Source organism: Micromonospora sp. DH13 (genome assembly GCF_020873825.1).
Taxonomy (GTDB): domain Bacteria; phylum Actinomycetota; class Actinomycetes; order Mycobacteriales; family Micromonosporaceae; genus Micromonospora; species Micromonospora haikouensis.
Genome location: NZ_JAHWGR010000014.1, coordinates 68,045 through 92,616, shown reverse-complemented (window position 1 = coordinate 92,616; position 24,572 = coordinate 68,045). Strand labels below are relative to the sequence as shown.

Sequence of the window (24,572 nt, the reverse complement as noted above, 5' to 3'; positions counted from 1 at the left end):
ATGCGTTAACAAGGGGCCCCTCCTTACCCCTGCAGGCGCACGCGCAGCGCGTCCGCCGCGAGCCGCTCGCTGCGCTGCTCCGTCGCGTACGCCAGGCGCACCGCCTCCTCGGCCCGGGCCAGCGCCTCGGCGGGACGCCCGCAGGCGGCCAGCGCCTCGGCCAGCACGCTCACGGCGATCACCTGGCTGCGCACGTCCTCGGCGGGGACGGCCATGGCCCGGTGCGCCCAGTCCAGCGCCTGGTCGAGCTGGCCGTGGGCGAGCAGCGCGGAAGCGTACCGGGCCATGGTCTGCTGGCGGGAGAACAGCAGCGAGGGCGCGTTCGCGGCGGCGGTGGCCACCGGGGCGAGCAGCCCCACGGCGGTTGCCGGGTCACCGGCGGCGAGCCGGGCGGTCGCCAGCAGCACCCGGGGGCCCACCTGCGCGGGGGCCTGCGGGTTGTGCGGCTCGACGGCGGTCAGCACGGCCCGCGCCGACCGTTCGGCGGTCTCGCAGTCGCCCAGGTCCAGCGCCACGAAGCCGCGCAGCGTGCCGGCCATCCCGGTGAGCAGCGGATGCGAGGTCCGCTCGGCGTACGACATGGCGTCGGCGAGCAGGTCGGCGGCGTGCTCCGGCTCGCCCAGCCCTCGGGCGACCACCCCCCGCGCCACCAGGGCGAAGCCCCGCCCCCAGTCGTCGGAGACCTCGGCGAAGTCCCGGTACGCCCGGCGGGCCGCCCCGTCGGCCTCGCTCAGCTCGCCCAGCTCCGCCCCGGCGAACGCCTCGACGGCGCGCAGCGTGCCGACGGCCCACGCCTCGCCGACCCGCTCCCCGAACGGCAGGAAGACCCGCGCCAGCCGGCGGGCCTCGCGCAGCCGGCCGGCGAGCAGCCGGGCGAACGCGGTGGTGCCGCGCAGCCACGCCCGCCCGTACGGGTCCTTCAGCTCGGCGAAGAGCCGGGCGGCCCGGCTCAGCACCGCGTCGGTGCCGGCGAAGTCGCCGCGGGTGGTGGTGACCCAGGCCAGGTTCTGCAACGACCACGCCTGCCCCCGCCGGTCCTGCGCGGTGAGGCTGACCTGGTACGACGCGGCGAGCCGGCTGCTGGCCTGGCCGAGCCGGCCGGCGATGAAGTCGGCCATGCCGAGCCGGCGCATCGCCGAGGCGCGCAGGTTGGGCAGCCCGCCGACGCCGGCCACCTGCAACGCCTCCTGCCAGCAGGCCACGGCCCGGCCCTGGTCGCCGAGGGTCTGGTGGGCCTGCCCGGCGAGCAGCAGGGCGCTGGCCCGGGTGCCCGCGTCGTCCCCGGCGTTGGCGGCGATCTTCTCCGCGTAGGCGAGCGCGTCACCGGGCCGGCCGACCTGGAGCAGCGCGCGGGCGTGCACCACCCGGTCGGCGGCGGGCAGCCCGTCGCGGGCCAGCTCGGCGGCGCGTTCGGCGTACTCGACGGCGGCGGCCGGCTCCCCGGCCTGCAGGGACCGGCGGGCGGCCCGGCCCAGCGCGGCCACGCCCAGCGGCGCGACGGTGCGGGCCGGCGCGTCCGGGCGCAGCTTGACGGCGTCGGCGAGCGTGGCGGCCCGCTCGACGTGCTCGGCGACGAACGCGTCCCGGGCGGTGTCGGTGAACCCGCCCGGCGCGGCCGACCCGTCGGGGGCGGCCCACCGGGCCAGCGCCGCGTGCCGCTCGGCCAGCTCGGCCTTGCTCACCCCGGAGTACGCGGCCTCCCGCATCAGCGGGGTGGCGAACGCGTACCCGGTGCGGGTGCGGTGCAGCATCCGGCGTTGCAGCAGTTCCTCGACGGCCCGGTCCAGTTCGACGGCGACCACGGCGGCCGGTCGGCCGTCCCGCCCGGCGCGCTGTTCGCGCAGCGCCTCCAGCGCGCCGTCGGGCACGGTGTCACCGACGACGGCGGCGTCGCGCAGCACCGACCGGGCGTCCGGCGGCAGCGCGTCGATGCGCGCGGCGAGCACGGCGGCGAGGTCGCGGGAGAGCAGCCGGCTGCCCAGCGAGCCGGGGGCGAGCCGCCAGCCGGAGTTGGCCGGGGCGGACCGGTCGGCCACGGCGGTCAGCGCGCCCCGCTCCATGAGCAGGGTGACCAGCTCGGCGAGGTAGAACGGGTTGCCCTGGGCGGTGGCGAGCAGCCGGTCGGCGTCGGGCTGCGGCAGCTTCCCGCCGCCGAGATAGCTGGTGAGCAGCCGGGCCGCGTCGGCGCCGCGCAGCGGGGGCAGGGCGTGCACCTCGGCGTCGGCGACCCGGGTCAGCGCGCCGGCGGTGCGGACCAGCTCGGGGCGGCCGAGCAGCAGCACCAGCACCGGGCCGGCGATGCGGGACAGGGCGACCCCGAGGGCGCGGATCGTCTCGGTGGTGGCGTCGTGCAGGTCGTCGACGAGCACCACCAACGGCGCCTCGGCGGCCAGGGCGCTGAGCAGGTCGGCGACCGCGTTGGGCACGGCGTCGACGTCGGCGGGCTGCTGCGCCCCGCCGCCCCACTCGCCCTGGTCGGCCGGGCTGCCGGCGGGCAGGTCGGCGTACCCGAGCAGGGCCAGCAGCTGGTCGGCGGCGACCGGCGGTGCGTCGTCGCCGAGCCGGCCGATGCGCTGGTTGAGCCGGCGCAGCCGCTCCTCGACGGCGGGCCGGGTCAGCGCGGTGGCCGCGTCGTTGGGCAGGCCGACGGCGGCGCGGACCAGGTCGGCGAGGGGTGCGAGCCGGCGGCGTTCACCGAACGCGGCGCAGCGCACGGAGAGCACCCGGGCGCCGGTGTGCGCGGCGTACCGGCCGGCGCCGACGTCGTAGCCGGCGGCGAGGCGTTCGACCTCGGCGGCGAACCGGGACTTGCCGATGCCGGCCTCGGCGGTCATCAGCAGCACCCGGGGCTCACCCCGGTCGATGACCTCGGCGAGCCGGCCGGCGACCCGGCCGATCTCGGTCTCCCGGCCGACGAACGGCGCCTCGTCGCCGAGGCCGGAGCGGGTGCCAGGGGCGTCGAGGAGGCCGAGCAGCTCGTACGCCTCGACGGGTTCCCGCTTGCCCTTGAGCCGCAGCGGGCGCAGTGCCCGCCAGGACGCCACGTGCCGGGTGGCGGCGGAGGTGCGCGCCCCGGCGTAGACGGCGCCGACGGCGGCGGCGTCGGCGAGCCGGGCGGCGGTGTTCACGGTGTCGCCGATGACGGTGTATTCGATGGCGGCCTGGATGCCGGCGATCACGTCGCCGGTGTTGAGGCCGACGCGCAGGCCGAGTGGCGCGCCGCCGCCCCGCTCGTCGTCGAGCACCCGGCGCACGGCCCGCTGCATGGACAGGGCGGCGCGGACGGCCCGCTCGGCGTCGTCCTCGTGGGCGACGGGCGCGCCGAAGACGGCCATGATCCCGTCGCCGGTGAGCTTGTCGACGTGCCCGCCGAACGTCTTGACGGCCCCGGCGAGGGCGGCGAGCACCCGGTCGGTGACCGCGCCGACGCGTTCCGGGTCGAGGTCCTCCGACCAGGAGGTGAAGTCGGACAGGTCGCCGAAGAGCACGGTGACGACCCGCCGTTCGGCGGCGGGCAGCGTGGCGGCGGCCGGCAGCGCGGCTCCGCAGTTGTGGCAGAACCGGGCCCCCGGTACGGCGACCGTCCCGCAGACGGGGCAGGTCACGGCCGGTCCGCCGGTTCGGGGGGCACCCCCAGGTAGTCCAGCTGCGCGCGGACCGACCACTCGGCCGCCCACCACAGCGACCGGTCGACGTCCGCGTACACCCGGGCCACCACCTCGGGCGCGGTCCGCGCGCCCTCGGCGACCGCCTGCCGCACCTGGTCGAGCCGGGCGCGGCGGTGGGCGAGGTAGAACTCGGCGGCGACGCCGCAGTCGGCCAGCGCCGGGCCGTGGCCGGGCAGCGCCGGGATCCCCCGGTACGTCGAGAGCAGCTCCAGGCTGTCGAGGTATGCCCCGAGCTGCCCGTCGGGGTGGGCGACGACGGTGGTGCCCCGCCCGAGGATGGTGTCGCCGGTGAGCACGACCCGCTCGTCGCCGCGCTCGACGAGGAAGCAGACGGAGTCGGCGGTGTGCCCGGGGGCGGGCAGCGCCCGCACGGTGAGGCCGGCGGCGTGCAGGACGGCATCGGCGGTCAGCGGCGGACCGCCGTGGCTGTGTGCCGGGTCGACGGCCCGCACGGGCGCTCCGCCGAGCAGCTCGCGCAGCCGGGGCGAGCCCTCGGTGTGGTCGGGGTGCCCGTGGGTGATCAGCACCGTGGCGACCGGGGCGTGGGCGGCGATCGCCGCCAGGTGACCGTCGTCGGCGGGCCCCGGGTCGACCACCAACGCGGGTTCGCCGGGCCCGGCCCGCAGCACCCAGGTGTTGGTGCCGTCGAGGGTCATCGGCCCCGGGTTCGGTGCCCGCAGCAGGGTCACCCATCCCGGCAGCTCGTCAGCCAGCGCGGCCACGGCCGCCGTGATGTGCCCGGTCATGCCAGCGATCGTACGACTCCCCCCGCCACTCCCCGCGATCTTGCACTTGCGGCCCGGGTTTCGTGCCTCTACGCGGCTTTCGCCCGGGCCCGAAGTGCAAGATCGCGGGGGTGGGGGTGCGGGTCAGGCGACCTCGACGATCAGCTCGACCTCTACCGGGGCGTCCAGCGGGAGTTCCGAGACGCCCACCGCGGAACGGGCGTGCCGGCCCGCCTCGCCGAAGACCGCGCCGAACAGGTCGGACGCGCCGTTGATCACGCCGGGCTGGCCGGTGAAGCCGGGGGCGCTCGCCACGAAGCCGGTCACCTTGACGACCTTGACCACGTTCTCCAGGCCGACCAGCGCGTCGACGGCGGCGAGGCCGTTCAGCGCGCACCGCTGCGCCAGGTCCTTGGCCTGCTCGGCGGAGACCCCCGCGCCGACCTTGCCGGTGGCCAGCAGCTTGCCGTCGGCCATCGGGAGCTGACCGGAGACAAAGACGTGCTGCCCGGACTGCACGGCCGGCACGTAGCTGGCCACCGGGGGCACCACCTCGGGCAGCGTCAGCCCGAGCTCGGCGAGCTTCGCGTGCGGCCCGTTGCCCACGCCGCTCACGCCTTCGGCCGCTTGAGGTACGCGACGAGCTGCTCCGGGTTGGGACCGGGGACCACGGAGACGAGTTCCCAGCCGTCCTCGCCCCAGTTGTCGAGGATCTGCTTGGTCGCGTGGACCAGCAGCGGGACGGTCGAGTATTCCCACTTCTGCATCGGTGCGGGGCTCCCTAGGAGGCGGCGACTGTTTCGGCCCCAGCCTACGATCCGGCGGGACCGCCCGGCGCGGGACGCTGCTCCGGGGCGATCGGCGGCTCGCCGCAGGGGCCCTCGTGGTCGTACCGCTGGGGGCAGCGCGACCGGTCCGGCAGCAGCAGGTCGCAGAAGACCCGGTGCCGGTTGTTCTGGTCGTCGGCCGTCGAGACGGTGGTCTCCCCGGCGTCCAGCTCGGGCAGGAAGCCGAGCGAGACCGCCACGCGCCCGGCCAGCGCGGTCGCCGTCGCCAGGTCGGGCACCCGGATCGGCAGGTGGATGACGTAGCCGGTCTCCTCCTCGTCGCGGGGGCGCTCGGCGGGCCGGCTGAGCGTGCGCAGCATCTCCCCCGGGTCGGTGAGCCGGCGGTAGGAACGCTCGTTGAACGGCAGGCCGGTGACCGGGCCGTCCTCGCCGGCGGGGCCGGCCCCGGCGCGCCGGGCGCAACCGGTCTGCGGCGGGAACTGGGCTCGGGAGATGTTGTCGGTGTCGCGCATTACTGCCTCCGGGCCTCGCACCTGATCACGTCGTCACCATCCGGCTCGGGCCATCCGCCGATCCGCCCCCGCGTCGGCACGAACGTAGGACCGTTTTCGGACAGGGACAACGGGACGCGCATGATCAGGCACCGAAAGTCACATATGCGACAGATTGCGGTCCGGTACCGGATGGCGCCGAACGCGCTTCCGTGATCGACGTGTCGGTCGGGCCGCCCGGGGCCCCACCCTGGGCCGGGTTCACCGTTACCCTTCCCGTCGGACGGGTCACGCGGGCCCGGCCGCCTCCGCACCCGCCTTCGCTCGTCCAGCGCTCGCGTCCCACCGGGACGACGACGTGCCGCACCCCCGGGGGACCGACATGACCCAACCGCCCAACGGCGGCGCCACCGGATCGCCCAGCGGTCCGCCCTCCGGCGACCACACGCCCGGCCCACCCGTCGGGCCGGTCTCCCCCGCCCCGCCCGGCACCGGCCCGTTCGGCGCCCCGGCCGGACCCGCGCCGTTCGGCGCCCAGCCCACCCCCTTCGGCGGCCCGTCGGGCCCGGGGGCCGCCGCGATCCCGCCGCCCCCACCGGGATACCCGCCCTACCATGCCCCGGTCGCGCCGAAGCAGCGGCGGGGCGTGCTCGTCGCCTCGATCGTGGTGGTCCTGGCGCTGCTGCTCTGCGGCGGCGGCGGTGCCGCCGCGTTCTTCACGCTGCGCAGCACGGAGAACGGCGAGGGCGCGAAGGAGCCGGCGGTCGCCGTGGAAAACTTCCTCACCGCCGTCTACCGGGAGCGGGACGCCCGCAAGGCGGCCGGCTACGTCTGCGCCGCCGCCCGCGACGACCGGAAGATCACCGCCAAGGTCACGGAGCTGAAGCGGTACGCCGAGCAGTACTCGGACGCCCGGTTCCGCTGGACCAGCCCGAAGGTGGACAACCAGACCGGCGACCGGGCCACCGTCACCACCAGGGTGACCATGACGACCTCCGACGAGAAGGTCGCCGACCAGGATCTCCGCTTCACGGTGGTGCAGAAGACCGGCTGGTGGGTCTGCGAGATCGCCTGACCGGACGACCCGACCGAGGGGCACCCGCCGGGTGGATAGGCTCGACGGGTGCGAGCAGCTGAGCGGCCGGCCGACCCGGCCCCCACGCAGTGGCCGGCGCGCCTGAACGTCGTGACCGGCAAGGGCGGCACCGGCAAGACCAGCGTGGCGGCGGCGCTGGCCCTGGCGCTGGCCGCCGACGGTCGGCGCACCCTGCTGGTCGAGGTCGAGGGGCGGCAGGGCATCGCCCAGCTCTTCGGCACCGACCCGCTGCCGTACGCCGAGCGGCACCTCACCGACGCCCCCGGCGGCGGCGAGGTGCGGGCCCTCGCGGTGGACGCCGAGGAGGCCCTGCTGGAATACCTCGACATGTTCTACAAGCTCGGCGCGGCCGGCCGGGCGCTGCGCAAGCTCGGCGCGATCGACTTCGCCACCACCATCGCCCCCGGCCTGCGGGACGTGCTGCTCACCGGCAAGGTCAAGGAGGCGACGACCCGCAAGGCCGGGCAACGCCGGGCGTACGACGCGGTGGTGCTGGACGCGCCGCCGACCGGGCGGATCGGCCGGTTCCTCAACGTCACGGCGGAGACGGCCCGGCTGGCCAAGGTCGGCCCGATCAAGACCCAGAGTGAGGGGGTCGCCGCGCTGCTGCGCTCCCCGATGACCGCGGTGCACGTGGTGACGCTGCTGGAGGAGATGCCGGTCCAGGAGACGGTGGACGCCGTCGCCGAGCTGACCCAGCTCGGCTTCCCGGTGGGGCGGGTGATCGTCAACGCGGCCCGTCCCCCGCTGCCCGCCGGCCGGCCGGTGACCGCCGCCGAGCTGCGGCGTGGCCTGGCCGCCGCCGGGCTGCCGGCCGACCGGGACACCGTCGCCGGGCTCGCCGCCGAGGCCCGGGACCAGCGGGTCCGCCGGGAGCTGGAGGACTCGCTGCGCGGCGACCTGGCCGAGCTGGGGCTGCCCCTGACCGAGCTGCCGCTGCTGCCCGGCGGGGTGGACCGGGCGGGGCTGGCGGAGCTGTCCCGGGCGCTCGTGCGGGCGGATTGACTCACACTGGCGGCCGGCACGGCGCGGAGACCGTGCTCAGCCCGATACGCTCGATTGGTGCCTTCCGAAGCCGCGGCGCCGCAGCTGGACGTCGACCAGATCCTCGCCGACCCGGGCGTGCGGATCGTGGTGTGCTGCGGGGCGGGCGGGGTGGGCAAGACGACCACCGCCGCCGCGCTCGCGTTGCGCGCCGCCGAGCAGCACGGCCGGCGCACGGTGGTGCTCACCATCGACCCGGCCCGCCGGCTGGCCCAGTCGCTGGGCCTGACCGAGCTGGACAACACGCCCCGCCAGGTCAAGGGCATCGACGTCGAGGCCAGCGGCGGCGAGCTGCACGCCATGATGCTGGACATGAAGCGCACGTTCGACGACGTGGTGCTCCAGCACACCGACCCGGCGAAGGCGCAGGAGATCTTCGCCAACCCGTTCTACCAGGCGATGAGCTCCACGTTCGCCGGCACGCAGGAATACATGGCGATGGAGAAGCTGGGCCAGCTGCACGCCCGGGGCGAGTGGGACCTGATCGTGGTGGACACCCCGCCGTCCCGCTCGGCGCTGGACTTCCTGGACGCCCCGGCCCGGCTCTCCCGGTTCCTCGACGGCCGGATGCTGCGGCTGCTGCTGGCTCCGGCGCGCAGCGGGGGCCGCAGCATGTTCAGCCTCGTCACCGCGAGCTTCGGGATGTTCTCGAAGGTGGTGCAGAAGGTGCTCGGCGCGCAGCTGCTCACCGACCTGTCCGGCTTCGTGGCGGCGCTGGACTCGATGTTCGGCGGCTTCCGGCAGCGGGCCGAGCAGACGTACCGGATCCTCCAGGCGCGGGAGACGGCCTTCCTGCTGGTCGCGGCCCCGGAGCCCGACGCGGTCCGGGAGGCGGCCTACTTCGCCGGTCGGCTGCACTCCGAGCGGATGCCGCTGGCCGGGCTGGTGCTCAACCGGGTCCACGAGCCGACGGTGCCGGCGCTGGACGCCGAGGCGTGCCTGGCCGCCGCGCAGCGGCTGGCCGAGGCCGGCGGGCACGACGGCACGGTCGACGTGCTGCGGGCGCACGCCGCGCTGGTCCAGCAGGCGCAGCGCGAGCAGCGGGTGGCGGCCCGGTTCACCGAGGCGTTCCCGCAGGTGCCGGCGGTGTCGGTGACGGCGCAGCCCGCCGACGTGCACGACGTCGACGGGCTGCGGACGATCGGCGCGGCGATCAGCCGGCCGTGAGCCGGCCCGCGATCGGCCGGCCCTGGCCTGCCTGACCGGCCGTCAGCCGGTCGGGACGAGGACCTTGTCCTTGCCGGACTTGTCCTTCGCGTTCTTCTTCATGGCCGCCTCGAACATCTTCCGCCAGCTGGCGACCTGGGGGTGCCGGCGCAGCAGGGCCCGGCGTTCCCGCTCGGTCATGCCACCCCAGACCCCGAACTCGATCCGGTTGTCGAGCGCGTCGGCCAGGCACTCGTACCGAACTGGGCAGCTCCGGCAGATCCGCTTCGCCACGTTCTGTTCAGCGCCCTGTACGAACAGCGCGTCCGGGTCCCCGTTCTGACACGCCGCCAGTGACGGCCAGTCAGTGATCATGCCCATGTGTACACGTCCCCCCTTGCAGTACCTACCGACTTCGCGCGACCAGCCGTCGAATCCCCCCGGTCGTCCGGCCGGCCTCCCCAGGGCGGCACGGACGACGGTGGCTGTCGCCCCAACCATCATGCTCTGTAGTTGGATGATTACGCAACGTTGTCGGCAAAATCCATCATTACGGACACTCCCGGCTTCCCGGGCCTTCGGCCCCCGTCTACCCGGCCGCAGTACGTGAAAACGCTGCGCCGCTCCTCCGATCGGTGGAGACTCATCGCGGATCCGCGCAACCCCGCACCAGGGCTCGTGCGTTTAGCACAACGAGGTCGGCGCGCGCAGGAAATGGGGAAAAGACGCCCCAGCGCCCCTCGTTCCCTACTCGCGTACCCTGTCGAGGTGACCTGGATGCGGAAACGTGACCATAATGTGCTGACCAACGCCGCATCGCTGCTCGTCTGTGGCCTGCTGGCCGGCGTGGTGGTCGCAGCGGCGGCCTTCCCCGCGGTGGCGATGTCCGGGCTGGCCGCCAAGGCCGGCGCTGAGACCTTCGGGGCACTGCCCAAGGAGCTGACGGTGGGCCGCGCGCCGCAGATCAGCTACCTGCTCGCCTCCGACGGCAAGACGCCGCTCGCGACCATGTACGACGAGAACCGGCGCGACGTGAAGTTCGGCGACATGTCGCCGTACATGCCGAAGGCGATCATCGCCGCGGAGGATCACGACTTCTACAAGCACAACGGCGTCGACCTCAACGGCGTCGCCCGGGCGTTCGTCAACAACCAGTCCGGCGCGAACTCCCAGCAGGGCGCGTCGACGCTGACGATGCAGTACGTCCGGCTGGCCATCGCCTACTCGGCCACCCACCCGGCCGACGTCGTCGCCGCGACCGAGGACACCAGCGCCCGCAAGCTGCGCGAGATGCGGCTGGCCCTCCAGGTCGACAAGGAGTTCTCCAAGGACGAGATCCTCACCCGCTATCTCAACCTCGCCTCCTTCGGCAACGGCGCGTACGGCATCTACGCCGCCAGCCAGGTCTACTTCGGCAAGCCGCCGAGCAAGCTCAAGATCGAGGAAGCGGCCATGCTCGCCGGCATGGTGAAGGCCCCGAGCACGAACGACCCGACCACCAAGACCGGGTATCCGCTCGCCCTGGACCGGCGCAACTACGTGATCGACAACATGGTCAAGATCGGCGCGATCACCCAGCAGGAGGGTGACGCGGCCAAGGCCACCAAGATGGTGATCAAGGACAAGACCACCCCGAACGGCTGCGTCGCCACCAACAAGAAGGAGTGGGGCTTCTTCTGCGACTACTTCTACCGCTGGTGGATGCAGCAGGAGACGTTCGGCTCGACCTCGTACGACCGGGAGCGGCGGCTCAAGAGCGGCGGCTACACGATCGTCACCAGCCTCGACGCGCAGGCGCAGAACGGCGCCGACAAGGCGGTCCGCAAGAACCTGGGCGTCAACAGCAAGGCGGCCCGGATGGTCGCGGTCGTCGAGCCGGGCACCGGCCGGGTCCGCGCGCTCTCGGTGAACCGCAACTTCAAGATCGACGACCCGAAGAAGCCGCAGAACAAGCTGAACAGCGACCCGAAGAAGCGCAGCAAGGGCATCCGGGGCAACTACCCCAACACGGTGAACCCGCTGCTCTCCGGCGGCGGCGACATCAAGGGATACCAGGCCGGCTCGACGTTCAAGATCTTCACGATCGTGGCCGCGCTGGAGAAGGGCATCCCGCTCAGCTACACGATCAACTCGCCGAAGCAGTTCAAGTCGGAATACATCATCAATCCCAGCAGCCCGGCAGCCTGCCAGGGCCCCTACTACTGCCCGACCAACTCGGTCGAGTCGATGGCCGGCGTGCACAACATGTGGAGCGCGTTCGGCCGCTCGGTGAACACCTTCTTCGTTCCGCTCCAGCAGCAGGTCGGCGCGGAGAACGTGGTCAAGGCGGCGCAGAAGCTGGGCATCGAGTTCCGCTCGAGCGAGGACGCCGACTTCGCCAACAACAAGGAGGCGGCGCACCAGTGGGGCGCGTTCACCCTCGGCGTGTCGGCCACCACCCCGCTGGACCTGGCCAACGCGTACGCGACCCTCGCGGCCGACGGTAAGTACTGCGAGCCGATCCCGGTGCAGGAGATCAAGGGCCCGGACGGCAAGAAGCTCGACGTCGCCAACCCGCGCTGCGAGCAGCGGATCAGCACCCAGGTCGCCCGCGCGGCCGTGGACGCGGCCCGCTGCCCGGTCGGCGACCGGTCGTCCACCACCCGGTGCACCGGTGCCACCGCCGGCAACGTGCGGAACATCGTCGGCAAGCCGGTGGCCGGAAAGTCCGGCACCACCGACTCGGAGAAGACCTCGTCGCTGGTCGCGATGACCAAGCAGTACTCGGTCGCCGGCATCATGGCCGACCCGGACTGGCCGCAGACCAACCAGCAGATGGGCCACGACACCCCGACGGGCATCAACCCCCCGGTGTACGAGACGCTGCGCGACGCCATGAAGGGCAAGAAGGGCATCGAGTTCACCCCGCCCAGCGGCAAGATCATGGAGGGTGACCAGCGGTCGATCCCCGACGTGAAGTGCGTGGACGTCGAGACCGCGAAGGACCGGCTGCGGGGCGCCGGCTTCGACCCGGTGGTCTCCTCGGCCAAGGTGCCGTCGAGCTGCGCGGCCGGCCAGGCCGCCGGCACCAGCCCGAACGGGCGCACCATCAAGGGCGGCGTGGTGGTCATCGAGGTCAGCAGCGGCAGCGGCGGCCCCTCCAGCCCGCCGGCCAACGGCGGCACCGGTGGCGGGCCCGGCCCGGGCAACCCACCCGGCCAGGGCGGCCGACCGGGTCGCAACGGCTGACCGGGCCGCACCCGCATCGCAGGTGACGACGGGCGGGCACCCCTCAACCGGGGGTGCCCGCCCGTCGCCGTTCATCGCCGATTACAGAACTGTCGAACAGGCCCGTCATCCAGCGGGTCACATCGAGCAGGCCGAACTGCGGGGCGCCGCCCGGATAACGTGAGCGGATGGCCGCGTTTGCGCTCGTCTGGTTCATTCTGGTGCCCATAGGAATCGCATGGGTCGTAGTGGCGTCGCTGCCATTACGACCCATGCGGCTACGCCTCGGCTTCCTGGCCGCGCACGTCGCGGTGTCGATCGTCCTGATCTTCTCGCTGGTCGAGCCACGCGCGTTGTGGGTGATGGTGTTCGGCCCCGGCCTGGCGATCTCGGCCACCCGACTCGCGATCTTCCTGACCGAGGCGGCCAGGCGAAGGAGCACGTGACGACCGGGACACGCCCGGCGTACGGGTGGCAGGGGCGCGCGTCAGAGGCCGAGCTGGCGGCGTACCTCGGCGGCCACCCGGCCCCCCTCGGCCCGGCCGGCCACCGCGGCCTGGGCCGCCTTCATCGCCGGGCCCATCTGCGCCTTGCCGGTGAAGCCGCCGGCGGCGAGCGCCCCCGCGACCAGCTCGGCCAGCTCGTCGTCGGAGAGCTGCTTCGGCAGGTACCGGTCCAGCACCTCGCCCTCGGCGCTCTCCTTCGCGGCCTGCTCGGCGCGCCCCGCGTCCGCGAAGGCGGTCGCGGCCTCGCGCCGCTTCTTCGCCTCCTTGGTCAGCACCGCGAGCACCTCGTCGTCGGTGAGCTCGCGCTTGGCCTTGCCGGCGACCTCGGCCGTGCCGACGGCCGCCAGGGCCATCCGCAGGGTGGAGGTGGTCAGCTCGTCGCGCGCCTTCAGGGCGGCGCGCATGTCGGCGGTGAGGCGGTCCTTCAGCGTGCTCATGACCGGTGAAACTACCCTGAACGGCATGCGAAAGCGCACACTATTCCGACTCGGCGTGGGCACCGTCGCGGCCGGGGCGGCAACCCTGGCGTACGCGTCACTCGTCGAGCGCAACCTGTTCACCCTGCGCCGGTTCGACGTGCCGGTGCTGCCGGCCGACACCGAACCGCTGCGCGTGCTGCACCTGTCGGACCTGCACATGATGCCCGAACAGCGGCGCAAGCAGGACTGGGTGGCGTCGCTCGCGGCGCTCGACCCGGACCTGGTCGTCGTCACCGGCGACAACATGGCCCACCCGGGCGCGGTGCCCGGCGTGCTGCGCGCCCTCGCACCGCTGCTGGACTTCCCCGGAGCCTTCGTGTTCGGCTCGAACGACTACACCGGGCCGGTCCTGAAGAACCCGTTCAGCTACTTCCTGCCCGACCGGGAGTACAGCGAGGGCGCCGAGCTGCCGTACGACGAGCTGCGCGACGTCTTCACCGGCGCCGGCTGGGCGGACCTGAACAACGCCCGGACGACGCTCAAGGCGGGCGGACGACTGATCGAGCTGGTCGGCGTCGACGACCCGCACATCGCGCGGGACGACTACCCCTCCGTCGCCGGCCCCGTCTCGGCGGCGGCGGAGCTGTCGATCGCGCTGTCCCACTCCCCCGAGCCGGCCGTGCTCGACGAGATGGCCGCCGACGGCTTCGAGCTGCTGCTGGCCGGCCACACCCACGGCGGGCAGGTCTGCGTGCCGGGCTTCGGGGCGCTGGTGACCAACTGCGGGCTGCCCCGGTCGATGGCGAAGGGCCTGCACCGCTGGCCGGACTCGGACGCCTGGCTGCACGTCTCGGCCGGCCTGGGCACCCACCCGACCGCGCCGGTGCGGTTCGCCTGCCGGCCGGAGGCGAGCATCCTCACCCTGATCCCCCGCTGAAGCTGGCGGCTGGCGGCTGGCGGCTGGCGGCGAGTGTGACGTGCGCCGCCTCCGGGCGCGGTCCCTGGCCGTGCCCGGCCGCTCTGCGCGGAGGGGCGGCGGGCACGGCGGGCGGGCGCGTAGGCCGCCCGGTCGGCACCGTTGCGGGACGTCAGGGCTGCTCGGGACGCTAGGGAGCTGAGTCGTTTACGACATCGGCCGGGGGCGCACCGGGGCCGGGCGGGGCGGTGGGGGTACCGAGTTTGACCACCGGACGGGGTGGGCTACTATTTGTCCGCACGCCTCGGGGTGTGGCGCAGCTTGGTAGCGCGCTTCGTTCGGGACGAAGAGGTCGTCGGTTCGAATCCGGCCACCCCGACAGAGGTCAGAGGGCACATCCTATCGACGGATGTGCCCTCTAGTGCTTTGTACAGCAGTGAAGCGCAGCAACGGTCAGCGGAGGCTCTCGCCCAGGCGCTTGAGGGCGTCGCGGGTGGCGTCCGAGGACGCCTGCGAGTAGATCTCCATCGTCACCGGCACCTCCGTGTGCCGGAGCACCTGCATGATGACGCGCGGGTGCACGTCCAGGTCGACGAGCAGGGTCGCGCAGGTACGCCGGGCGTCGTGCACGGTGATCCTCCGGACCCCGGCGCGGGCGCAGCGGGCGTCCCAGGACCGGTTGAAGTTGCGCGGCTCGATGGGAGTCCCGTAGCGCGTGGTGAACAGCAGCGGCGAGCCCTGCCAGGCGATGCCCGCCTGGTCGCGGTCGGCCTTCCTCGCCTGTTGACGGAGGTCGAGCGCCGCCGCGCAGATGTCCGGCAGCGGGAGGGTGGCGTCCGAGGTCTGCGTCTTGGTCTCCCGGTGCAGCAGTTGCCCGCCGACCCGCTGCAACTGCCAGCTGATCGACACTTCCCCCGCCGCCAGGTCCACGGCGTCCCCGGTGAGGCCGAGCACCTCACCCTTGCGCAGGCCGAGCACCAGGATCAGCACGTACGCGGCGTACAACGGATCGCGGTCGGCCCGCGCGGACTCCAGGAACCGACGCGCCTCGTCGCTGGTCCACGCCCGGCCCCGGCGGCGACGGACCGGTGGGAGCTTGACCAGGGCGGCGGCATTGCGGGTGACCAGCTCCTCGGTGGCCGCGTGGTTGAGCGCCGAGCGCAGCACACCCCGGACGTCCTTGACGGTGCGGGCGGACGGCACGTCGCCGCAGCACCGGCCGAGCGCGCAGCAGCGCCGTCTGAGTTCGGGGCGGCGAGCGTCCTTGCCCTGGGCGCAGCACTGGCAGGCGCGGGCCACCTCGTTGATCCAGGTTTGCACGTCGCGCACCTGGAGCCGGTCGAGCCGCTTCCCGCCGAGGCCGGGGATCACGTACAGCCGGAGGATCGTCTCGTAGGTGGCGCAGGTCAGCGGCGCGAGGTTGGGGCACACAACCTTCCGGTGCCAGTAGGCCAGATAGTCGCCGAGTGTCGGGACCGCCGCGCCGTTGGGCGAGTCACCGCCGGCCGTGGTGGGCATGCGGCGCGGGGTGTGCGTGGCCGCCCCTCCAAGGTCAAGGGCGCTTCGCGTCGCTGCGCGACGGCCCTGCGGGCCGCCCTTGACCCCGGAGCCTCTGCGACCCCTCGGGCCGGCGTTGCCGGCAGGCCGGGGGCCTGCCCGGAGTACACGCGCCGCATGCCCACCACGGCCTCCTCAGTTGGCCCGCGCGGCAGCTCGCATCGGACGTCAAGCTCAGCTTGACGGAGGGACAGGAGATCGAAGCGCACTACTAGGGTGAGGAGGTTCCTACGGCAGCGGCAGGTTCATCAGTTGAAGCGGATGCCAAAGAGCCCGCCTTCCTCGTATTCATCCGTCATTTCTGCGCACTGATGGAAGCGCAGTTTGGGATCCTCGCGCTGAGCCTTTTCGAGGTCGTCTGAATTCATTGTGGCTATATACTGCATGCCTTCTCGCTCCGTAACGTCAGAAGCTAGATTCAGTGCCCCTGCTACTTGCCTGGCTTCCACGCCATCGTACAGATGGCTGTCGTGGACAAGGAAATTTGGTCCTCGCCCGGCCCGGTGGGCAATAACCGCCATGGTCAAATCAAAGCAGAAAAGGGCCATGCTCCGGACGCCTTCACTCGCGTCCCCGCCGATTGTCGGGAAGAATCGGTAACCAGTCCGAGATGCTTCTATTGTTAACGAAGCCGGACGACGGCTGCCGTATAACACGTAGGCGAATGACGCATACATCTCGGCGATCTCATCTACCTGCAGCCGCCGCTCCTGGAGATCCGTGCTGACCAGCAGCTCAAGCTCAGCCGAACGGAGCTGTAGATGCCGATTAGCGTTTTCCCACCGATCAACGGTCAGGCGACGTTCGGTCAACTCCGCCAGCCTCCCGCCAACCTCGCCGAGTTGCCGCTGTAGCTCGTTGTACGTCTCGAGTGCCCCGCCAGCCTCCAGTAGACGCATCAGCTGAGATCGTTCCGCGTCTAGTTCGGACAGCGCTTGTTGATCATCGCTGATTAGCTGTACTAGGCGGCCGTGCTCAGACTCAAGATAGCGACGTCGATTGTTCACGACCGATCTATGGAAGGCTTCCACCTCTTCGAAGCGACGCACGACCATGTCCGGCAAGACGACACCCACTTGGTCGTACACGTCTCGCAGGTAGTCGTGGTCCGGCTGCGTTTCATCTTCTCGGTCTATGGCCGCTTCTAGATCGCCGAGCCGACGCTCGGTAAGCACCAACCGGTCGTTAAGCTTGCGGATCTTTCGGCTCAACTCATCGGCATCCGCCCGATGCTCCGAATAGCGGTCAACCACCCGGAACGAAGATAGCTGGGCCGAGAGCTGTTCTTCCTGAATGCGCAGGGTTCGAATCTCTGCATCTAGATCTTGAGCTCTTCCGAGCGTCATCCCTAAGATCGGGTCTTGCGCCGCTTTCTTTAGTTCTCGCAGGCTCTTGTCGGCGTCGGCAATCTCACGAACCTTGGCCACAAGCCCCGTGTCCAAGCCAAAGAGATATGCAAGAGGCGGTTGTGTTTCGAGTACGCTTTGCTTCCTATGCGTCTCGGTGGGATTTAGAAACGCCCCGTTCGACACGCTTCTGAGATAGAAAGCCACGAGTGCGCGGTAGGACGGCTCCTCTGGGGAGCCAGTCAATCCAAATAGTTCGGTCCCGAGCTGCTGCCGCCAAGCTTGTAGCCGCACCGACAGGCCGTTGATCTGGAGGTAGCCTGGATTGATGCCACTGCGGGTGACGTTCGTGGGGCCAGCCGTCAGGTCAAGGACGAGCTTAAAGGTGGCATCAGCAAGTTCTGGTCGTCGGAGGATGTGGTTTGGCGGAGCGGATTGGCCGAGCAAAAAGTCTAGTGTGCTGACAAAGCTCGTCTTACCTACGGCATTCCGAGTGTCTTGAGCGCGGGCCAGCTGGGTCCTGTGCGCCAGGACGACGTTTACACCCGGCTCGAACCGGGCGACCTTAAACCGTGGTAGGTCAGAGTCGAGGCTACGCAGCACGGCGGGTCCTCGTTAGCTCGCCATTATGCAACTCGACGGCACCGATTGCGAAAAGAGTGTCGAGCGATAAAGCGAACCACCAGAAGGGCAGCGAAGAGCGCATATTGCGCTGTTCGCGCCACTCCAACAACCGGGTCCAGACAGCACTAACAGTCCCGGGCCTATCGAGTTGTAGTAGCACTTGAGCGCCGACAGATATGAGGGCCTGATCTGCTGCTATCGCCTTAGACGGTAGGAGCATAGCCAACCCCCTCAGGCGACTCGAAAATCTCGCAGATCTCGAAGAAGTGCGTTACAACCATCATGGCGGCGCTTCGCTGTTGCTCAGCGTCGCCGTATCCTTCACTGTTTGCGAACGCCTCCTGGACCAGGCTATCACACAATGCATGGAATACCGCATCCGAGTTTCCCAAAAGCGCCCGGTATTTGTCAAATCGCACTCGCAGCATCTGCGACGCCTGTGACTGTTCGCCCGGAGTAGCCTGGCTGAAATAGTAGCGCACATGACTAGTCTGGGTCTGGAATTTCTTAATCAGCTCGGCAACTTCCTCACCGAACTCGTTGTGCTCTATTTTGCCGTAGGGGACCTCCGGCACTTCCTCTAGGTCGGCAGGAAGCCTTGTGCGGGCCAGTGTTTCAACGCAGCGTGCGATATAACTCATCCCGGCAGGGTGATCCGACGGTGGCGCCCCAAGAATAGAAGCGAGCTTGCTTCGCGACAGGTCGTTACAGCAGTAATCCCAGAGAACCTGAGGCGGCCACGCCTCTATTTGCACCTCCGTCTTCCCCTTCACCTCGCGGCGAAGTTCCACGATCCCCATAACGGCCATGGTCGGAAGCCCGACTGCGTCGTTATGCACGAAAGCCCATCGCTCCATGTCGGAGCCCCAATGAGTGAGGGCTGTCGTGAAGTCGTCCTTGATCTTCTTTGTAACGTATGCTTGATTGGGGTTACTAGCTCCGTAGCATGCTAGCATTAAGCCGTCGATCCAACCGTCGCAGCCTTTGTCTCCTCGCCCAGATGGGTTGACTTGCAAAAATTGCCCCCCATGCTTGGCGTACATCAGGTCTGTGACGAAACTCTGCCAGTCGAATCCAGTCTTGCGCACACAAAGAGCCATAAAGTGACTCTGAAACCACGCCCGATCCTGGTCGTTCAGTAGAGTCACAGGCACCTCGCAGTGGATCGCCTTTTCCGACCTGGTACGCCTTGCTTAAGCTTAGCTGCCCATAAGGGACTGATCTAGCTCCCGGGCGGCAACACGCCTGTTGGGCAGGCCCTGAACACCACTCTGGACCACCTGAAGATCTTGCGGAACGCAGGGTCGCCTTTCCGACTCGACGGTTGCATCTGCCGGGTAGCACCACCCCGCCGGCCACCGTGACGGCCGAGCCGATCCGCGACCAGTGCACGATTGAGACCGGCTGCTTGCACTGCAACACACGGAGGGTGCCGCGGCAGCACGGCGGTAAAAGATGACAGCACGAGCCTCTAGGCATCCGGTCGCGGCGAGGCAGCGAGGAGGCAGCAAACGCCTCGATTGAGGGCGACAACGTAGGTCACGGCATGGCGAGCCCCACGTGCACAGCGGCAAAGCGTGACACCGGCTGGCGACGGTCGACCAGGAGTGTCCGGCTCCCCCCGACAGGGGTCGGTGTGGGGCCCTCGTCGGCTGGGCGGCGGCCGAGCAGTGCGCCCAGGAGGCGTTGCCTGGGGCGCGTGGTGAGGGTCCGGCGGGGTGCGAGCGCCACTCACTCAGGTCGGCGTCGGGGCACACAGGACTCACAAGACGCCATGAATCGTCGTCAAGCGGTGACCGGCCGGGTCCGCGAGCGGCGGTCGCTAGGTTCAATCAGTCCTCGATGTACCGTCAGTAGTGGTTGTCCGCTGACTGAAGCTGAGCGGGTTCCTCCTTCCTGCTGGGAGCGCCGTTGTGCCGCACGTCGATCCGCGTTTCGGGGCTCGCTTGCGGGCTCTGCGTGCCGACCGGGGTCTGTCGCTGCGGGCGCTCGGCCAGCTCGCGCACCGGGGCAAGAGCCACCTCCATGACCTGGAGACGGGTGCCAAGGCTCCGACGCCCGAGACGGCCCGGCACCTCGATGAGGTCCTTCAGGCTGGCGGCGCGCTCGCGCGGCTCGTCGGTCAGCCTGTCGACCATGATGCCGAGGCCGACGAGTTGCTTGCCCGGGTGCGGGCCAGTGATGTGAGCGCCGAGACGCTCGCCCGCATCGAGGCCAGCGTCGACGACCTGGCGAGCGCGTACGCGACGACCCCGCCGGCAGACCTGCTGCCGATGGTGCGCCGGCACCTGGCGTACGTGGGCCGGCTGCTGGATGGCCGGGGAACCCTGGTGCAGCGGCGGCGGCTGGTCGTTGCCGGTGGGTGGTTGACCGTGCTGCGTGCGACGGTGCACATCGACCTTCGGCAGCGTTCCGCAGCCGGCGCGCACCTGGTCGCTGGCGCGGCGCTCGCCGAACATGCCGAGCATGCGGAGATCCAGGCGTGGTGTCTGGAGACCCGGGCGTGGGACCGGCTCACCCAGGGTGAGCATCGGCAGGCGATCGACCTGTCCCAGCAGGCCCAACAGGTGGCACCTCGGGGCAGCTCGGCGCACATCCAGGCGACGGCACAGGAGGCGCGGGGATGGGCGCGCGTGGGTGACGTGCGGCGGACCCGTGACGCGCTGGACCGCCTGGAACGGTTGACCGCGAACCTGCCCGTGCCGGAGCGGGCCGAGCATCACTACCGGTACGACCCGACGAAGGCGTTGGCGTACACGGCGACGACGCTGTCGTGGGCGGGTGACCCGGCTGCCGAGCAGGTGGCCCGGGTGGCGTTGGCGGAGTTGGACCCACGCGGCGACGGGGGTGACCGGCCACGGCGGTCCGCGTCTGCCCGCCTCGACCTGGCCCTGGCGTTGGTGGCCGCCGACCAGCCCGACGAGGCAAGCGCCGTCGCCGCCGAGGCGATCCGTTCCGGGCGGGTGGCACCGTCGAACTGGTGGCGGGCACGCGAGGTGCTGCGAAGGGTCGAGCAGACCGACACGACAGAGGTGTCGGCGCTGCGCGAGGTGTACGAGGCATACCGGCCCGCCAACTGACAGAGGACAGCCGAACCGCCCAGCGGACAACCGACACCTTTGAGTAACCGGCCGATCGCTCAATGCTGTGAGCGAGAGCGGAATCGGCGCGAACACGCCAGAGCGCCGTGACCCGCTCGGAGCCGGGCGCGGCGGTGTTGATCCTTCCACGAGCACGCCGTCGCGCCCCTACCAGCGGAGGTGGGGAATGGGCGACACCGGTCCGGTCGAGGGCAGCAGGGGCGAGCAGATCCAGCAGGCGGAACGGGAAGCCGCCCGACGGCGGATCCTGGCGCAGGCCGAGGCCGAACGGATACCGGCCGAGGAGACCACCCGGGCGGTGCCCGACCGGCGGTGGCGTCGTGAACGGCCTTGAGCTGTTGCCGGTGGGCCGTCGGGTGGCGTACTGGCGGGGGCGGCGGCAGTTGTCGCAGCAGGTGTTCGCCGATCGGCTCGGCAAGTCCAAGAGCTGGGTGGACAAGGTCGAGCGGGGCGTCCGGTCCCTCGACAGGGTGTCGACCCTCCACGACATCGCCGCCGTGCTGCGGATCGACGCGGCGGTGCTGCTGGGCCGGGACACCCAGCCCGCCGACGTGACCGGTCGGGTCGAGGGCGTCGAACAGGTCCGGGAGGCCCTGTCGACGTACGACATCGCGGTGGGTCGCTCGGTCACCGACCGTGCCGTGGTGCCGGCGGATCAACTCGCGCGGGATGCGGCCCACACGTGGGTCAGCTTCCAGTACGCCCGGTACGCGCGGGTGACCGCGATGGTCCCAGAGCTGTTGGCCGGCGCGCAGCGCGCGCACGCCGACGAACCTGAGCAGGCGCGCGCAACGCTGGTGGAGGCGTACCGGGTGACCGCGTCGCTGCTGACGAAGCTGGGCGAGGCCGAGCTTGCCTGGTTGGCCGCCGACCGGGCCATGCTCACCGCCACCGGCGATCCCATTCTGGTGGCCGCCGCCACCGTGCAACTCGGTCAGGCGCTCCGCGCCTACGGGCGGACACAGGCAGCCGTGTCGACGGCTCGGGCCGCCGCGTACCGGATCGCCCCGGCCGACCCCGACGACGCGCAACCGCCGGAGCTGTCGCTGTACGGGACGCTGCTCGTCCAGGCGGCCCTGGCCGCCGCCCGCCACGGCGACGACCGCGCCGCCGCCGACCTGATCGACGAGGCTGCCGCCATGGCCGCTCGGGTCGGCGACGGTCAGGACCACCACCGGACGGGGTTCGGGCCGGCAGCGGTCGACCTGTCCCGGGTCGCCGCCGCCCTCGACCTCGGCAACGCCCACGAAGCGGTCGTCTGGCACCGGAGAGCCACCAAGCGGGTGGGATGGCGGTGGCTGCCTGCCGAACACCGTGCCGCGCACCTGCTCGACGCCGCCCGCGCCTACCTCTACACCGACGACCCCACCAACGCGGCGCGGGCCCTGGTCGAGGCCGACCGGACGGCACCGGCCGAGGTGCGCCACCGCCCCGCCGCCCGCAGCATCGTCGCCCAGGTCGCCCGACACCCACACGCCCCGGCCACCATCATCCAACTCGCCGTCGTCCTCGGGGTGACCTGACCATGACCGCGCCGTTCCTCTCCCTGGCCCAGATCCGCAACCGGCTGGCCCTCACCGCGCGCAAGGTCCTCCGCGACCACGAACCCGGTGCCGACGGGCGTTGCCCGATCTGCCGGACGTCGGGATGCACCGTGGCCGCCGCCGCCCGCAACGTCATCGACACCGCCGAGGAAGTACAGCAGCGGAGTACAGCAACCCCGCCAGCCACACCGAACCGGGACGACCCGCAGCACACCGGATGACATCGGACGACACCCGATCCGACCAGCGTGCCGCGAGCTCGGGACGAAGAGGTCGTCGGCTCGAATCCGGCCACCCTGACCAGAGGTGAGAACAGGTCAAGGCCCCTCCGCGGAGGGGCCTTGACTCGTTCCTGCCGATCGACGTCGGCCGGTAGGCAGCGGCAAGGCAGCGGACGACGAAGGAGCTGTACGAGGCTGCGTACGACGCCGGCGAGTTGGACGTGGGCAGCCACGGCGAGGCGGACATGAGCCAGGCCGAGGCTCGGATCGACGCGGCCCAGCAAAGGTGGTGACGGCGTGCCGGGAGTTGTTGGGCGAGGAGCCCTGGTCACTGCCACCGGCCGGGTGAGGCTGCCGTACGACGGTCAGTACGCGTACGTGACCGAGATGGTGACGTTGGGGCAGGAGTTCGCCCAGCTCGTGAGCGCGTCCTTCTCGGCCGTGTCGACGGTGAGCCGCCAGCGGGTCTTGGTGGCCACCCACTCGTTGACGTAGCGGCAGCGGGCGGAGCTGTACGACGGCATCCAGGTGGCCGGGTCCTGGTCGCCCTTGGACTGGTTGACGTTGTCGGTCACCGCGACCAGCGGGCGGGAGTCGTCCAGGTCGTTGGCGTACGCCTGGCGGCGGCTGGTGGACCAGTTGCGGGCGCCGGAGTCCCATGCCTCGGCGAGCGGCACCATGTGGTCGATGTCGACGTCGCCGGTGGCCGTCCAGTAGGCGTTGTCGTAGTAGGAGTACCAGCGCCCGCCGGAGAGCGTGCAGGTGCCGCTGATCGTGGGCGCGGTCACCGCCTCGGCGAGCAGCACCTCGTTGCGGGTGTTGCAGCCGTCGCCGTCGGCGTCGATCCAGTGCGGGAAGAGGTCCCGGCTGTAGCCGGTGCGGATCTCGGTGGCCACCGGCAGGGCCGCGACGGCGGTCTGCAGGGGCGCGGAGTAGCTGGCGGCCCAGGCGGGGTCGGCCAGGCCAACGGTGGCGGCGAGGGCGGCGGCGAGGGTGATCGCGGCGGCGCGCGGCGTGCGGTTCATGGTGCTCCGTCCGGGTAGGCGGGATGCATCGTCCCCCATGTATATAGACAGAGGCGACATTCCCACAACCAGGACCCGCAGGTGAACGCTTCGCGAACCCTCGCCCGAGGCGGCTCCACCGCGCCTCAGGCACGCAGGTCGAGCACCCAGTGCCGGGTCCGGAAGATCCGGCCCCGGAACGGCGTCTCCCGCCCTCCGAGCAGGGCGAACCCGAGCGACCGGCAGAGGCCGTTCGAGGCTGCGTTGTCGACCCCCGGGAAGGCGTGCACCGGTGACCAGCCGCCCACCCGGCGCGCTTCGTCGAGCAGCATCCGGACCGCCCGCCCGGCCACGCCCCGCCCCTGGTGCTCGGGCAACACCATCCAGCCGATCTCGGCGGCGGGCGCACCGTCGATCTCGTGCCGGTGGAGGGTCACCGTGCCGGCCACGACCGCCGGGTCGGCCGGATCGGGCACGATCATCTTGATCAGGCCGGCGCCGCGCGCCACCAGGTCCAGGTCGTGCCGGAGCTGACCGGCCACGGACTCCTCCGGCACCGGCCCGCCGAGGTCGGCCATCATCACCGGGTCGCAGCGCATCCGGCGGTACGCCTCGACGTCGCCGGCGTCGACGTCCCGGAGCAGCACGCGTACGCCTCAGTCGTTCAGCTCGGTGCGCCGGATCTCGGCGAACGCGGCGGTCAGCAGGCCGTCGAGCGGCCGGTCCGGCGCAGCCGGAGGCCCTTCCGAAGCGCTCGCGGCCAGCAGGTCGGCGAGGAGCAGCGGCGCGTGCCGGGCCAGCGCGGCCGGATCGGGCGGGGTGGGGTCGTCGCCCGGGTCGTACACGCCGAGCGCGCCGGCCAGCAGCACCAGCACCACGTGCGGGTCGACGTCGGGCCGCCAGCTCGCCGCGCTTCGGACGCACGATTCCAGCACCTGCCGGACGTCGTCGCCGTCCAGCCCGTCGGGGTGGGTCTCCTCCAGCAGCAGGCGGACCACCGCGCCGAGGACCAGCCCGGACCGGTCCGCCCCGGCGAGCCGGTCGGCCGCCTCGTCGTACGCCTCGGTGTCCCGGACCCGGGCGGCGGCCACGGCGTCGGTGGCTGCCCGGGCGATCTCGCGGGCCGGCGCGGGCAGGTGTCGCCAGGTCGTCGTCATCGCTCCCAGGAT

At 71.4% G+C, this 24,572-nt stretch carries 24 protein-coding genes and 1 tRNA gene; 11 read left to right on the top strand and 14 right to left on the bottom strand.

Annotation, left to right across the window (positions count from 1 at the left end; genetic code table 11):
* Window positions 1-23: 23 nt before the first annotated feature.
* From LPA42_RS16040 to LPA42_RS16020, 5 genes are all read right to left on the bottom strand, one after another.
* A complete protein-coding gene (locus LPA42_RS16040) occupies window positions 24-3,605 on the bottom strand; it encodes an adenylate/guanylate cyclase domain-containing protein (RefSeq protein ID WP_077937988.1) in 3,582 nt (1,193 codons plus the stop codon).
* Window positions 3,602-4,414, bottom strand: coding sequence for an MBL fold metallo-hydrolase (locus LPA42_RS16035; protein ID WP_077937987.1), 813 nt, complete (start codon window positions 4,412-4,414; stop codon window positions 3,602-3,604). Before LPA42_RS16035 ends, LPA42_RS16040 begins: the two co-directional genes overlap by 4 nt.
* Before the next feature lie 123 nt (window positions 4,415-4,537).
* A complete protein-coding gene (locus LPA42_RS16030) occupies window positions 4,538-4,999 on the bottom strand; it encodes a RidA family protein (protein ID WP_043966380.1) in 462 nt (153 codons plus the stop codon).
* 5 nt (window positions 5,000-5,004) lie between these two features.
* Window positions 5,005-5,160 (bottom strand): DUF4177 domain-containing protein, encoded by a 156-nt coding sequence (locus tag LPA42_RS16025; RefSeq protein WP_018222171.1) that lies wholly within the window; start codon window positions 5,158-5,160, stop codon window positions 5,005-5,007.
* A gap of 44 nt (window positions 5,161-5,204) precedes the next feature.
* Window positions 5,205-5,693 carry a hypothetical protein gene (locus LPA42_RS16020; RefSeq protein ID WP_043964934.1) on the bottom strand — a complete coding sequence of 163 codons (489 nt, stop codon included), beginning with the start codon at window positions 5,691-5,693 and terminating at the stop codon, window positions 5,205-5,207.
* Window positions 5,694-6,054: 361 nt separating this feature from the next.
* On the opposite strand from LPA42_RS16020, the gene LPA42_RS16015 reads away from it, so the two are divergent.
* The 3 genes from LPA42_RS16015 to LPA42_RS16005 are packed head-to-tail and all read left to right on the top strand — an operon-like array spanning window position 6,055 to window position 8,979.
* Window positions 6,055-6,747, top strand: coding sequence for a hypothetical protein (locus tag LPA42_RS16015; RefSeq protein ID WP_228986655.1), 693 nt, complete (start codon window positions 6,055-6,057; stop codon window positions 6,745-6,747).
* 48 nt (window positions 6,748-6,795) lie between these two features.
* Window positions 6,796-7,773, top strand: a complete 978-nt coding sequence (locus tag LPA42_RS16010) for an ArsA-related P-loop ATPase (RefSeq protein ID WP_077937986.1) — start codon at window positions 6,796-6,798, stop codon at window positions 7,771-7,773.
* Window positions 7,774-7,827: 54 nt separating this feature from the next.
* Window positions 7,828-8,979, top strand: a complete 1,152-nt coding sequence (locus LPA42_RS16005; protein ID WP_176734170.1) for an ArsA-related P-loop ATPase — start codon at window positions 7,828-7,830, stop codon at window positions 8,977-8,979.
* 42 nt (window positions 8,980-9,021) lie between these two features.
* Here the strand turns inward: LPA42_RS16005 and LPA42_RS16000 are convergent, their stop codons facing one another.
* Window positions 9,022-9,339 carry a WhiB family transcriptional regulator gene (locus tag LPA42_RS16000; protein ID WP_043964926.1) on the bottom strand — a complete coding sequence of 106 codons (318 nt, stop codon included), beginning with the start codon at window positions 9,337-9,339 and terminating at the stop codon, window positions 9,022-9,024.
* 396 nt (window positions 9,340-9,735) lie between these two features.
* On the opposite strand from LPA42_RS16000, the gene LPA42_RS15995 reads away from it, so the two are divergent.
* Window positions 9,736-12,186 (top strand): transglycosylase domain-containing protein, encoded by a 2,451-nt coding sequence (locus tag LPA42_RS15995; RefSeq protein ID WP_077937984.1) that lies wholly within the window; start codon window positions 9,736-9,738, stop codon window positions 12,184-12,186.
* Between the two features lie 167 nt (window positions 12,187-12,353).
* On the top strand, window positions 12,354-12,611 hold the full coding sequence (locus LPA42_RS15990) for a hypothetical protein (protein WP_077937983.1): 258 nt from the start codon (window positions 12,354-12,356) through the stop codon (window positions 12,609-12,611).
* A 41-nt stretch (window positions 12,612-12,652) separates the two neighbouring features.
* Here the strand turns inward: LPA42_RS15990 and LPA42_RS15985 are convergent, their stop codons facing one another.
* Complete coding sequence (locus LPA42_RS15985) at window positions 12,653-13,108, bottom strand: GatB/YqeY domain-containing protein (RefSeq protein ID WP_074472220.1); 456 nt, start codon at window positions 13,106-13,108, stop codon at window positions 12,653-12,655.
* Window positions 13,109-13,133: 25 nt separating this feature from the next.
* Between LPA42_RS15985 and LPA42_RS15980 the strand changes: the two genes are divergently transcribed.
* Window positions 13,134-14,027 (top strand): metallophosphoesterase, encoded by an 894-nt coding sequence (locus tag LPA42_RS15980; protein ID WP_228986654.1) that lies wholly within the window; start codon window positions 13,134-13,136, stop codon window positions 14,025-14,027.
* A gap of 284 nt (window positions 14,028-14,311) precedes the next feature.
* Window positions 14,312-14,385: transfer RNA gene (locus LPA42_RS15975), tRNA-Pro, on the top strand.
* A 74-nt stretch (window positions 14,386-14,459) separates the two neighbouring features.
* On the opposite strand, the gene LPA42_RS15970 is transcribed toward LPA42_RS15975, so the two are convergent.
* The 4 genes from LPA42_RS15970 to LPA42_RS15960 all read right to left on the bottom strand — a co-directional run bounded on the left by LPA42_RS15970 (window position 14,460) and on the right by LPA42_RS15960 (window position 18,681).
* Window positions 14,460-15,524: a site-specific integrase gene (locus LPA42_RS15970; RefSeq protein WP_228986653.1), complete on the bottom strand. Its 1,065-nt coding sequence runs from the start codon at window positions 15,522-15,524 to the stop codon at window positions 14,460-14,462.
* A 287-nt stretch (window positions 15,525-15,811) separates the two neighbouring features.
* Complete coding sequence (locus tag LPA42_RS15965) at window positions 15,812-17,512, bottom strand: ABC-three component system protein (protein ID WP_077937974.1); 1,701 nt, start codon at window positions 17,510-17,512, stop codon at window positions 15,812-15,814.
* Window positions 17,502-17,753 carry an ABC-three component system middle component 6 gene (locus LPA42_RS34735; RefSeq protein ID WP_077937973.1) on the bottom strand — a complete coding sequence of 84 codons (252 nt, stop codon included), beginning with the start codon at window positions 17,751-17,753 and terminating at the stop codon, window positions 17,502-17,504. Before LPA42_RS34735 ends, LPA42_RS15965 begins: the two co-directional genes overlap by 11 nt.
* Window positions 17,737-18,681, bottom strand: coding sequence for an ABC-three component system protein (locus tag LPA42_RS15960; RefSeq protein ID WP_077937972.1), 945 nt, complete (start codon window positions 18,679-18,681; stop codon window positions 17,737-17,739). The genes LPA42_RS34735 and LPA42_RS15960 overlap by 17 nt, the downstream gene beginning before the upstream one ends.
* Before the next feature lie 729 nt (window positions 18,682-19,410).
* Between LPA42_RS15960 and LPA42_RS15955 the strand changes: the two genes are divergently transcribed.
* From LPA42_RS15955 to LPA42_RS15940, 4 genes are all read left to right on the top strand, one after another.
* The gene (locus tag LPA42_RS15955) at window positions 19,411-20,613 is read left to right on the top strand and encodes a helix-turn-helix domain-containing protein (RefSeq protein ID WP_077937971.1); all 1,203 of its coding nucleotides are present in this window, start codon (window positions 19,411-19,413) and stop codon (window positions 20,611-20,613) included.
* Between the two features lie 187 nt (window positions 20,614-20,800).
* On the top strand, window positions 20,801-20,968 hold the full coding sequence (locus tag LPA42_RS15950; protein WP_228986652.1) for a hypothetical protein: 168 nt from the start codon (window positions 20,801-20,803) through the stop codon (window positions 20,966-20,968).
* Window positions 20,955-22,157, top strand: a complete 1,203-nt coding sequence (locus LPA42_RS15945; protein ID WP_228986651.1) for a helix-turn-helix domain-containing protein — start codon at window positions 20,955-20,957, stop codon at window positions 22,155-22,157. Before LPA42_RS15950 ends, LPA42_RS15945 begins: the two co-directional genes overlap by 14 nt.
* 2 nt (window positions 22,158-22,159) lie before the next feature.
* The gene (locus LPA42_RS15940) at window positions 22,160-22,399 is read left to right on the top strand and encodes a hypothetical protein (RefSeq protein ID WP_077937970.1); all 240 of its coding nucleotides are present in this window, start codon (window positions 22,160-22,162) and stop codon (window positions 22,397-22,399) included.
* Window positions 22,400-22,764: 365 nt separating this feature from the next.
* On the opposite strand, the gene LPA42_RS15935 is transcribed toward LPA42_RS15940, so the two are convergent.
* The 3 genes from LPA42_RS15935 to LPA42_RS15925 form a co-directional block, all read right to left on the bottom strand.
* A complete protein-coding gene (locus tag LPA42_RS15935) occupies window positions 22,765-23,424 on the bottom strand; it encodes an HNH endonuclease family protein (RefSeq protein WP_077937969.1) in 660 nt (219 codons plus the stop codon).
* A gap of 125 nt (window positions 23,425-23,549) precedes the next feature.
* On the bottom strand, window positions 23,550-24,050 hold the full coding sequence (locus LPA42_RS15930) for a GNAT family N-acetyltransferase (RefSeq protein ID WP_077937968.1): 501 nt from the start codon (window positions 24,048-24,050) through the stop codon (window positions 23,550-23,552).
* A 9-nt stretch (window positions 24,051-24,059) separates the two neighbouring features.
* Window positions 24,060-24,560 (bottom strand): hypothetical protein, encoded by a 501-nt coding sequence (locus tag LPA42_RS15925; protein ID WP_077937967.1) that lies wholly within the window; start codon window positions 24,558-24,560, stop codon window positions 24,060-24,062.
* Window positions 24,561-24,572 lie beyond the last annotated feature (12 nt).